This window comes from Roseomonas sp. KE2513, assembly GCF_016107305.1.
In the GTDB taxonomy this organism is placed as follows: domain Bacteria; phylum Pseudomonadota; class Alphaproteobacteria; order Acetobacterales; family Acetobacteraceae; genus Roseomonas.
In genome coordinates, this window is sequence record NZ_RCVR01000028.1 from 52456 (window position 1) to 63714 (window position 11259).

An 11259-nucleotide genomic window follows, 5' to 3' on the forward strand; every position below is an offset into this window, starting at 1 on the left:
CGGCCAACCTCGCCAATCAGACATCGAACCAGCCTGTCTGACATGGGGCTCAGTAGCGTGGCTTGGCCGAAATTAGACTGACTTCCTGCTGAGCCTGCGGACTTATCTAATGGCCGATCGTTTTCCGTTCCTGATAAGATCAACCCGATGACGATTTTCGACGAGAAGCTGGCGACGCTCAGCATGACCGTACGCCTCGGCGCTGACGGCCCGTTCGACGAGGTGAACGCGGCGCTGCTGGCGGGCGCGGGTCGGCCTGCGATCGCCGTCGGATCGGGAGGATCGGCTATCGCGGCCGAGTTCTTCGCCCGGTGCCGCTCGACGCTCGGGTACGGAACGACGATCGTGCAGACGCCAATGGACCTCGTCGTATCACAAGACGACCTCTCCGGCTTCGACATCTGGCTGTTCAGCGCTGGCGCGAACAACCCGGACATCGCCGGCGCGTTCACGGCAGCGCTAGGGTCCGCTGCAGCGGCTGTGCGCCTGCTTACCGTCAACCCGCAAGGCGAAACCTCGCTGGCCGCCGGCGGCTCTGATCGAGTGCAGGTCATTGTCGCTCCGGTCGCAGACCGGAAGGACGGGTTCCTTGCGACCCACTCCTTGGTCGCGATGGTGACCTGCCTACTCGCCGCCTGCGAAGTCATAACCCGGCGCTCTGGTCGCGACGTTGTCGACCGTTACGCCGCTGAGGTCGCTGCGACCGTCGCTCCTGAGGGCTCCCCGCTCAGCAACTTCCGTTCGGGTGACACCGTAGTCGTCCTCCATGATCCGCAGTGCCGGACCTTGGCCACCCTCATCGAGACATCGCTTTGGGAGACGGGCATCGCGCCTGTCCAAAGAGCTGACTTCCGCAACTTCGCTCACGGCCGCCACGTCTGGGCGGCCCGCCACCCGGAGAGCACGTTCGTCATTGCCGTCACCGCTGCCATGTCACGCGACATCTGGCAGGCGATACGATTGGCGCTCCCTTCCTCCATCCGATCCACCGATATAGATCTCGGCCATGCCACGCGCTTCCGCACCGCAATTTCGGTGGTAGAGGGGCTGACGACGGTGCAGAGCCTCGGAAAGGCGACCGGCACTGACCCAGGCAAGCCAGGTAGGGGGAAGTTCGCCGAGGCCATCTACGGCGACCCGGGCCTCGCCCGCCTCGCCGATAGCCTCGACCCGGCGATACGCCACAAGCTTGAGGCAGTGCACCTCTACGATGATCCCAGCTGCCCCACGACGAGCGCCGGGCTGGCGCGAGATCAGTGGCTAAGCGCAATCTCGGGCGCGCGTATCGGCGGCGTTGTCCTCGATTACGACGGGACAGTGGTCACCACCGTGGCGCGCCTCGATCCACCCGACGACCAGATCATCGCAGAGCTAACGCGGCTAGCGGACTCTGGGATCGCCATCGGCTTTGCGACAGGCCGGGGCGGCTCTGCCGGCGAGGCGCTACGCAAGACGCTCCCGGAACGCCTGCACCCCTTGGTAACGGTCGGATACTACAATGGAGGGCACATCCGCCCGCTCAGCGTGGATATCGAGAACGATCAGCCGGATCCCAATCCCGATATAGCCTCGACGGCAATGTGGATCGAAGACCAGTGTTTGCTCAGGCCTGGCGTGAGGCTCAAGCGAAGCCGCGTTCAAATCACTATCAATCATTCAGACGTCTTGGCGCCAGCGACTTTCAACGCCTCGTTGACTACCCTCCCGGCCGTCGCGGACGGGAGGGTGAGGGCGGTTAGTTCGCACCACAGTTTCGACCTGCTGCCCACCGCGACCAGCAAGACTGCGGTCATAGCGCATATGCGCGTGACCATGTCGGACGACGCGCGAGTCCTATCCATTGGCGACAGCGGGGAGCCGGGTGGCAACGACACGGAACTTTTGGCAAGCCCGCCGAGTGTCAGCGTGGATAGCGTCTGCGGCCACTTGCAAGGCTCTTGGTCGCTTTTCGGTCGTACCCCCTCGGGTCCCGCAGCGCTGCTGCGGATTCTGCGCGCACTGCGGTTGGAAAACGGGCATGGTCGCCTCGACCTCAATTCTCTTGGCAAGAGACCCGCATGAGCAGCTACGCGCGCTCCCCATCCCGCCGCCACGGCCATGTGGTGGGCACCGGCTTAGTGGCGCTGGATCGCATCCACGTCGGCAGCCCGCAACCGCTATTCGAAGAGCTCGGCGGGTCCTGCGGGAACGTCCTTATCTCGCTTGCGATGCTGGGCCGCTCCGTCACGCCGCTCCTCCGCCTTGGCACCGATCCCGTTGGTGCGCGGCTCGAGCAGGACCTGCGACTGGCGGGTGCTGACACCCGCCTAGTTTGGCGGCGCGGCGAGGTACGCTCGCCGGTCATCGTTGAGCTACTTGATCCCGTTTCAAACGAGCATAGCTTCTCGTTCACGTGTCCTCAGTCGTCCGAACGCTTCGGCACCTACCAGCCGATCACGCGCTGCGAGCTTGAGCCTGCCAGGACTACGCTATCCGCCTGCACCATCTTCTATGCCGACCGGTTGTCGTCGACGATCTGCGATGCAATGGAGGAAGCTGCCGATGGCGGAGCGATCATCCACTTCGAGCCGTCGAGCATCGCCGACCAGATGTTGTTTCGGCGTGCACTATCAGTTGCACACATCTTCAAATACTCGGTGGAACGCCTACCCATGGACATCGCGACTTGGCTCCGACCGGAGGCGTTCAGCATTGTGACGGCCGGCAGTTTAGGTCTGGAGGTTCGCCACAAGGGCGATGTGCATCACTGCAAGGCCTGGTTCGCTGACCAAGTCCGTGACACCTGCGGCTCCGGCGACATGGTGACGCTGGGGCTCCTCGACGCAATCATACAATCTGATGCCTATGCGCCCGAAAAGCTGTCGGTCAAAACGATTCTTGAGGGGGTCAGCTCTGGACAGAGGCTCGCCGCAGCCAACTGCGCCTACGTCGGCGCCCGCGGCCTCTTCCGCGAGCGTGGGGCTTCTTACGCGCGCTCAATCCTCACGGATGCGGAGCCGCGCGTCACGCTGCGCGCCTGACGCCTTTCCCATCCTGACGTAACTCCGCGCGGAGCTCCATCAAGAGCTCCCCGAGCATATTGCGGCCCTGACCGTTCACCTCGCCCCACAGGCGGTTCACTTCGTTGTCCACGGTGGCACTCTCGACGAGACGCGCATTTCCAGTCGCCAGCAGCAGCTCCTTCAGGTCCTCGTTCTGCGTGAATTTGGCTTTGAGCACGCCGCGCATACGATCGAACTTCGTCCGTGACCAACCTGGTACGATGTCCCAATAGTAGAGGCCGTGCGCGGCCATCGCGACAAGCGCGGGTGACGGCGCTGCTAGCACCCACGCCTTCACCTCTGGCTTGCGCGCCTTGCCAGCCTGGTACGCGTGTTCGCTCGTCGCGAACGTCTCGCCTTCGAACACTACCGGCCGCCGGAAGAGGTTGCTGAACGCTCCGTAGGGCTTCTCGCTTGCCCGGTAGAAACGAATTTCATCCAAGGCCATATAAAGACTTTCTTGCAAGTTATCATCAACTATGCATGATAACTTGCATGAAGCCTAGTCAAGAGGAAAGGGAAAAGTTGGCGAGCGAGCTTAGGCGGCAGCTGGCAAGGACCGGCTTGTCGCAAGAGCGGTTGTCCGAGTTGGCCAAGGTAGATCCCAGCCAGACATCGCGGATACTCGATGGCCAGTTCGTCACGCTGGGCGGCGGGGTTTTGCGAATTTGTAAGGAGCTCGGGGTTGACTCGCAACGTGTGGGTGGACCGTCATCCGGCACCAGGGAGGCCAGGAAGCGCCTCGCGTGGGCGCGGCTAGAAGCATCGGTGCGGCGGGCGTGGGACCAGACACCGCAGGGCGCAGAGCGGCTCGTCGCGGTGATCGACGCTATCGCACAGGTGCAACTACGAGAACCCAATCAAGCCGATCCGGATGGCGCGGTTCGGAAGACGGGCACTAGATAGACCGATAAGCTGGTGCAATCGGCTTACCACGGTGTATTGCTGTATTGGGGGTGCCGGCTGGTCGATTGCCGTCGGAGATCAAGTCCGGAGGCTGTCGCTTGAAGAAGGAACTGGCTGAGGCCCTCCTCGCCAAGATCATGGACTGGACTGACGAGGAAAAGGCGCGCGAGCGCGCTCGTCTGGAGACGTTCGCCAGCTACAAGTACGACGAGTATCAGCAATTCTCGCCAGGTCGACGCTTTATAGAGAGTCTGGCGCTGTGGCTCTCTCAATTCGACCCTGGCGAGGAACGACGCACTGCCTACTACTTCGTCTGCAACCGGCTAATCTTTTTCAGCGCCAGTGAGATCAACCACCTAGTCGAACTAACCTTTCCAACAGTTATTCGCCCTCGGATGATGGAGCTGGCCAGCGAGCGAGGCGGCGTCCCCCCGACGCACCTAAAGGCGGCGGTCGCAACGGAGGCGTACCGTACGCTGCACAGGCGGACCCTCTACCTCGGCATGAGTGACGGCGCGCGCACTGACTGGTTCCGCCGGGCGAATCCGATGATCTCTAACGAGCAGGTGTTCCACGCCTACGACGTTTCCCAGGTCAAAGCCGCCAACATGCTCGGCAAGCTGAAGAAGGACCTGACGAAGATGACTGGCACGGCGCCGGAGGGCGACGCCGCGCTTTTCGAACAGGTGGTTCTACTCGACGACTTCACCGCAAGCGGCACCAGCGCGATCCGCTACGATGAGGAGGGGCGGGTTTGGGATGGCAAGATCCCGACCATCACGAAAGCGCTCTGCGATCTGGAACAACTAGGCAGCTGCGTGGTAGATAACGCGCGGGTCACGATCATCGCGTACATCGCGAGCGACCAGGCGATCGACCACATTAACGGTCTCCTGCCGCACCTGCCGTTCGCCAAAGGCAGAATCGACTTCCGGGTCGTCTGCCGGCTTGGTCCCGCGGTCCCCCTCGACAGGATGCGGGACGCCGCCTTTTTCGCCCTCATGGACGATGACAGATACTTCGACGAGGAGACGGACGACGAGCACGGGAAGGTCGGCGGCACCACCAAGCGCTACGGTTACGCCGACGGTCGGCTGCCGGTGGTTCTGAACCACAACACGCCCAATAACTCGGTCTACATGATTTGGGCAGAGGACGTGCACAAGGTACGCGGACTCTTTCCCCGGGTCAGTCGGCACCGGAAGCCGCAGCAGCCGTGAGAAACCCGTTCAGGATAAGGGTATCGCAGCGGGGAACCACCGACGAAGAGTTCGTTCGGCTGTTTGGCTCCGGCGCCCTCGACTTGCTTCAGAACGTCGACTCCCCTTGGGGCAGCGTCGTCTTCCTGCGTAGCGCGCCCGGCGGAGGCAAGACCTCTTTCCTGCGGCTATTCACGCCACGACCGCTCGCGCTTACAGACTCGCTAGCCAGCAACAGCGCGACCGTGAAGGCAACCCAGGAGGCGCTGCGGAGCGTTGAGGCGATTGGGCCGAGGGGCCCCGAAATTCTCGGGACGATGGTCGAGTTCACCTACGAGTACCGCGAGCTCGCCAACTTCGACCGCGGCAACTCACTGTTCCGCGAACTCGTCAACTCACGTATCGTCATCGCTACCTTGCGGGCGGTACTCGAGCGCCTTGAACGCCCCTTCCCGCGAGACCTCGACCAGATTTACTTCGCCTGGGAACCGGAATCTGGAAGCACGATCCCAGCCGACGCCACCGGCAAGGAACTGTTCGACTGGGCCTCGCAGATCGAGACGGACTTCTACGGAAGGATGGACGTCCTGGGTGATCCCGAGCCAATCAGCGGCGGCCACGCTCGTCTTGACGGCCTGAAGTGGTTCGCGAAGGTAAAGATTTCGACAAGACAGTCCACGGTCGTAGTGAAGCGTGTGCTGCTGTTCGACGAGCTCCAGACGCTCTCAGCCGGCCAGCGCCGATCGCTCATCGATTTCGTTACGAACGCACGAGAGGATTGTGGCGTCTGGATTGCCGAGCGGCTGGAGACTCTTACACACAAGGATCTCCTCTCGGAGGGTGCGCTGGCCGAGCGCGACTACAGCGGGGTCATCCAATTGGAGCGCCAGTGGAGCGACCGGAGAGGTGGAGGCTATTCGAAGTTCGTGGAGAACATCGCGAGTCTGCGTGCCGCCAAGGCAGATAATTTCGGGGACCGGGACCTGTTTTCGCTGATAGCTGACACCGACGATCTCGCCAGTTGGGGCCACTCATTCGACCAAGCGTGTGTGGACATTGAAGCCCGGCTGCTGGCAGGCCGTGGAAGGAGCCCGCGGTATGACATCTGGCTCGACACGGCGCGCAACAAGCGTGGCGACCCAATCGAGCGGGCAATCCAGTGGCGGATGACCGAGATTCTGATCGCCCGTGATCGCAAGAATGAGCAGCCGACCTTCGACTTTGTCACGCTGTCCAGCGAGGAACTCGACAAGCGGAATAGCAGCGGGCTTGAGCGCGCCGCCGAGCATTTCGTCAGGACTGAGATCGGCGCGCCGATCTACTTCGGCCGCCAGGCGCTCGCTGACGTCTCGTCGTTCAACGTCGACCAGTACCTCTCGGTTAGCGGAGAGCTTTTCGAGGAGGTGTCGGCAAAAATTCAGTACTTACGCGATAAGCCGATGCCGCTTTCCCCCGAACGGCAGGACGACATCATCCGACGGGTCGCCAAAGGCCGCTGGACTGAACTGACCCGACGGATGCCGCTCGGCCGAGAAGCGCGCACACTCCTCGAGGGCATCGGCGCATACTGTCGTGCGCAGACCTTTCGGGAGAGCGCATCCTACGTTCCCGGCGTCACTGGGGTGGCGATCACGATGGAGGATCGGGAGATCCTAATCGATTCACCCGAAGACAAGATCCGCCACCTCAGGGGGCTGCGCGATGTCCTCACCTCGCTAGTCGCGCACAACTTGCTCGTGCCGAAGCTTGACCATCAGAACAAGGGCAAGACGCACGTTGTGTTCTACCTCAACCGTCTGCTTTGCGTTCAGTTTAGGCTGCCGCTCGGCTACGGCGGTTGGCGGCGCAGGAAGCTGAAGGAGTTCGCGACTTGGCAGGAGCATGGCGCCCAGGAGGAGAATCCAACTTTTGTCTGATGATGCGGCAACGATGCGGTGGGATCCCTACTCGCTCACCAGCGACGCCGATTTCAATGCGTTCTGGCGACGGCATTTGGACGAGCGGCCGCGCCGCCTCCTCCTCGTTCTCGGCAAGGGGTTTGACGTACGCGCACTCGAGACGGCGCGGCGACTGCGGGACCTGGGTGCCGACGTCGATGCTTGGCTCCTCGCGTTCCACAACGGTCAAGAAGAAACGAAGCTCCGACGGGAACGCACGGACCGTAACGCGACGGGCCTAGGCAAACTCTTCGGGGCCTCACGCATCCAAGAGATCGATATCGACCTCGGCGACCCGTTCAGCGACCCGGTGGCGACGCAGAAGACATACACTAAGCTACGAGCCGCTGGTGACGCGTCCGCATACGACGACGTAATCGTGGACATCAGTGCGATGCCGAGGATGGTGGCGATGACCAGCGTCGCCGTCCTCCTTTACGGCCTTGACCAAGTCCGCGCCCGGGATGGTCGGTGCGTCAACCTACACGTGGCCACAGCTGAGAGTGTCACAGCCGACAATAACGCTGGGCAGGGTTCGCTGCGCGATCAGGTCTCGTTCGTGCAGGGTTTTTCGGGCCAACTGACTGCGCAGACGACCAAAGATCTTCCTCACGTCTGGTTCCCAGTGCTTGGCGAAAACCAAGCCGGTAGGCTCGACCGAATCCAGGAGAAAATTGATCCCGACGAGATCTGCCCCGTGGTGCCGTTCCCATCGCGGGAGCCAAGACGGGGCGATGAGATCATCTACGAGCACCGAGATATCCTGTTCGACACCTTTCAGGTGGAGCCTAGGAACATCTTGCTGGCGTGTGAGTACAACCCTTTTGAAGCGTACAAACAACTCTTCGAAGCCATGGACCGGTACCGACGTGCGCTCAACCAGCTCGGCGGCTGTAAGGCGTTCGTATCGCCGCTGTCGTCCAAGCTGCTCTCGATAGCAGTTCTTCTCGCCTGCTACGACCACGTCTACGGCCACGTCCCGGGCAAGCGCCTCACAGTGGGCATCCCTTATGTGGAAACCGCAGCCTACGCTGACCCAGCTCAGACGGAGGGTGAGCCTTTCGAACTCTACTCCATGTGGGTATGCGGCGAGTGGGAGGTCGTGGTGCCGCCACTCGGCACAACGTAGCCGGTTGTATTGTTGGCTGTGCAACGTCTGCTTCTACTTCCGCATCTGACTTTGCACAAACGCATACCAATGTCGTAGATAGGTCGAGGGCAGCGGTAGCTTTCCTGGCAGATAACGACGCGCCTATCCGGCTCCTTGCACCTTCCGAACCTCGTCCAGCACAGCCTCATGCGTCGCAAGGATCCGCCGCAGGGTGGGCTTCCCCTTGTCGCTCGCTTCGGCGATGCCCTCGTGCATCTCTTCGATCCCCGTCGTCATCTGCTCGGCCAAGCCGGACAGCCGCTCCTGCCATTCCTCGCCATCCTCTTTGAGTTCGGCTTTCCAGATCGCCAGAACGCGATTGAGTTCTGTGGCAGCGCGGGCCGGGGGAACACCGGCCTGCAGGAGCTTGATAAGTGGTGCCAGGTCGGCAGCAGGGGAGCGACACATAAACGAGAAGGTAGGTGGGCAGATCGTGGGTAGCTACCTCCCCAGCCCGAAGCCGAAGCCCTTCGACCGGGTCAACAGCGGCGCTTGCACCCCAGCCGAGCGCAAGTGCCGGCTGGGACTGTCATGAGACTTGCTCGGCAAACCCGTCAGTGTGGCCGGACGAGCCCTTTACACGGCCGACCAGTTCCGCTGCCCGGCTCAGCACAGATGCCGGCATCCCGGCGCGTGCGGCCACCTTCAGCCCATAGGACTGGCCCGCGCGACCTGCCTTGACCTTGTAGGCGAACATCTCGTCGTGCCGCCCGGCCGCGGCGTCCATCGCCATGCACACGGCCTGCGGCATGGCCTCGGCCGCATCGGCCAGTTCATGGAAGTGCGTCGCGAACAGCGTCCAGCATCCCACCTCGTCGTGCAGGTACTCCATGCTCGCCTGCGCGATGGCCAGGCCGTCGTGCGTCGACGTCCCCCGCCCGACCTCGTCCAGGATCACCAGCGACCGCGCCGTCGCCTGCTTCAGGATCGCCGCCGTTTCCAGCATCTCGACCATGAACGTCGACCGTCCCGCTACCAGGTCATCGGACGCCCCGATCCGACTGAACAGCTTGTCCACCACGCCTACCCTCGCCCGGGTCGCCGGTACGAAGGAGCCTACCTGCGCCATCAGCACCACCAGGGCCACCTGCCGCAGGAAGGTCGACTTGCCCGCCATGTTCGGGCCCGTCAGGAGCCAGAGCCGCGCGTCACCGCCGATGCGGCAGTCGTTGGGTACGAAGGTCCGTCCCTGGGCTTCCAACAGCGGCTCGGCCACCGGGTGCCGGCCGCCCTCGATCGCCAGCACCGTGTCGTCGGCCAGTTCGGGCTCGACCCACAGCCCCTCGGCCGCCGCCTGTCCCAGCCCGCACACCAGATCCAGCGCCGCGGCCGCGTGGGCGATCCGCGTCACGGCGGACCTCTGGGCGAGAGCTGCCGACACCAAGTCGCGGAACACCCGCTCCTCGATCGCGGCCACCCGCTCTGCCGCGCCCACCTGGTCGGAGGCCAAGCGGTCGAGTTCCGACGTGGTGTAGCGGGCCGAGGAGGCGAGACCCTGGCGCAGGGTGAAGCCGTCGCCCAGGCCTTTCGCGGCCGCGGCGGGCACCTCGACGTGGTAGCCGATCAGGGTGTTGGTCTTGATCCGGAGCGTCTTGATGCCGGTCTGCAGGATGTAGTGGTCCTGCAGCTTGCTGATCGCCTCCCGGGCCGCTGCGGCCTCCGTTCTCTTGGCGTCGAGCTCGGCGTGGTAGCCGTCGGCCACGAAGCCGCCCTCGCCGGTACTCGCCGGTGGGAAGGGTACCAGGGCCCGGCGCAGGGTGTTCGCAAGACTGTCCCGGCCGCCGTCACCGGCCGCCCGGAGTTCTCGGCCAGCCGTCGCCAAGCCCGGGGGCAGGTCATCGCCGGCCGCGAGGTGGGCGGCGGTGGCCTGCGCCCGCTCCAACCCGTCGCGGACCGCCGTCAGGTCACGCGGCCCTGCCTTGCCCAGGGATAGCCGCCCATAGGCACGCAGCACGTCGGGAAGCCCTGATAGTTCCTCCCGGCAGCCCGACCGAAGCTGCGGGTTGTTCACCATGAACCGCACCATCGCCAAGCGACGGCGGATGGTGTCCGGCTTGGTCAGCGGCGCCGCCAACTGCCGGGCCAGCAGGCGGGCGCCGGCCGGTTTAACCGTGCGGTCCAGCACCGACAGCAGCGTGCCCTCCGCGCCGGCACCGGAGGTGAGAACCTCGAGGCCTCGCAGCGTCGGGGCGTCGATCTCCATGGTGTCGCCGATCGCCGCCCGCCGCGGCGGCGGCAACGCGTCGGGGAGCCGTCCGGCAGTGGACCGAATGTAGTCAAGGAGAGCGACGAGGGCGTTCAGTTCGGGCGGCGAGAAGCCGCGCAGGGCGTCCGGGGCGCCGAGGCCGTAAGCTGCCGCGAGCATGTCCGCGGCGGCCGAGCCTTCCAGTTCGGGCCGCTCCAGCCTGCCGAAGCGCGTTCCACCGCTGCGAAGAGCCACCGCCAGGGCGTCCGAGGCTTCCGGCCATCGTGCCACCAGCACCTCGGTCGGGGCGATCTGCGCCAGCACCGGACCGCACCCCTCCAGCGAGGCCATCGCCGTGCCCCCTTCGCCGGTGGACACATCGAGCCACGCGAAGCCCACTGCTTCACCGGCCGCGAAGGCGACGGCGAGGTTGTTGGGCCTCCCGGGCGCCAGCACCGCCGCGTCGACGGACGTGCCCGGGGTAAGCCGCCGCAGCGGACGCTCCTCGCCCGCCGAGGCGGGCTGCTCCGAGAGGGCGACCTTGAGCCCGGCGGAGAGCAACCGGCCTACCGCGGCCTCAGCGGTCGAGGCCGGGATGCCGCACATCGGTATGTCGGGCCCGTCCTTCTGCCGACGCCGGGTGAGCTGGATGCCCAGGGCCCGCGACACCACCGCCGCGTCCTCGGCGAGAACCTCGTAGAACTCCCCCACCCGGTACAGCACGATGTGACCGGGGGCGGCGGCGCGGGCAGCGGCATAGGAGGCGATCAGGCCACCGGCCGGCAGCGGGCTCGAGGACGGCGCGGCAGTGTCTTCGGCCCGAATGGCCGGCGGGTGAACG

At 64.3% G+C, this 11259-nt stretch carries 8 protein-coding genes; 5 read left to right on the top strand and 3 right to left on the bottom strand.

Annotated features, from left to right (window positions below; genetic code table 11):
* The first annotated feature begins 147 nt into the window (after positions 1-147).
* Together D9599_RS22360 and D9599_RS22365 are read left to right on the top strand one after the other, a co-directional pair.
* Positions 148-2061: a hypothetical protein gene (locus D9599_RS22360; protein WP_198383518.1), complete on the top strand. Its 1914-nt coding sequence runs from the start codon at positions 148-150 to the stop codon at positions 2059-2061.
* A complete protein-coding gene (locus D9599_RS22365) occupies positions 2058-3020 on the top strand; it encodes a PfkB family carbohydrate kinase (RefSeq protein WP_198383519.1) in 963 nt (320 codons plus the stop codon). Before D9599_RS22360 ends, D9599_RS22365 begins: the two co-directional genes overlap by 4 nt.
* Here D9599_RS22365 and D9599_RS22370 read toward each other — a convergent pair.
* Complete coding sequence (locus D9599_RS22370; RefSeq protein WP_198383520.1) at positions 3004-3489, bottom strand: NADAR family protein; 486 nt, start codon at positions 3487-3489, stop codon at positions 3004-3006. The genes D9599_RS22365 and D9599_RS22370 overlap by 17 nt on opposite strands.
* 556 nt (positions 3490-4045) lie before the next feature.
* Here D9599_RS22370 and D9599_RS22375 point away from each other — a divergent pair.
* The 3 genes from D9599_RS22375 to D9599_RS22385 are packed head-to-tail and all read left to right on the top strand — an operon-like array spanning position 4046 to position 8212.
* Positions 4046-5167 carry a hypothetical protein gene (locus tag D9599_RS22375; protein ID WP_198383521.1) on the top strand — a complete coding sequence of 374 codons (1122 nt, stop codon included), beginning with the start codon at positions 4046-4048 and terminating at the stop codon, positions 5165-5167.
* Entirely contained in the window at positions 5164-7062 is a 1899-nt protein-coding gene (locus tag D9599_RS22380; RefSeq protein WP_198383522.1) for a hypothetical protein, read from the top strand. The genes D9599_RS22375 and D9599_RS22380 overlap by 4 nt, the downstream gene beginning before the upstream one ends.
* A gap of 13 nt (positions 7063-7075) precedes the next feature.
* Complete coding sequence (locus D9599_RS22385; protein WP_198383523.1) at positions 7076-8212, top strand: hypothetical protein; 1137 nt, start codon at positions 7076-7078, stop codon at positions 8210-8212.
* Positions 8213-8335: 123 nt separating this feature from the next.
* Here the strand turns inward: D9599_RS22385 and D9599_RS22390 are convergent, their stop codons facing one another.
* Together D9599_RS22390 and mutS are read right to left on the bottom strand one after the other, a co-directional pair.
* The gene (locus D9599_RS22390; RefSeq protein ID WP_198383524.1) at positions 8336-8482 is read right to left on the bottom strand and encodes a hypothetical protein; all 147 of its coding nucleotides are present in this window, start codon (positions 8480-8482) and stop codon (positions 8336-8338) included.
* Positions 8483-8762: 280 nt separating this feature from the next.
* A partial coding sequence (gene mutS / locus D9599_RS22395; RefSeq protein WP_198383525.1) for a DNA mismatch repair protein MutS occupies positions 8763-11259 on the bottom strand: 2497 nt, incomplete at its 5' end.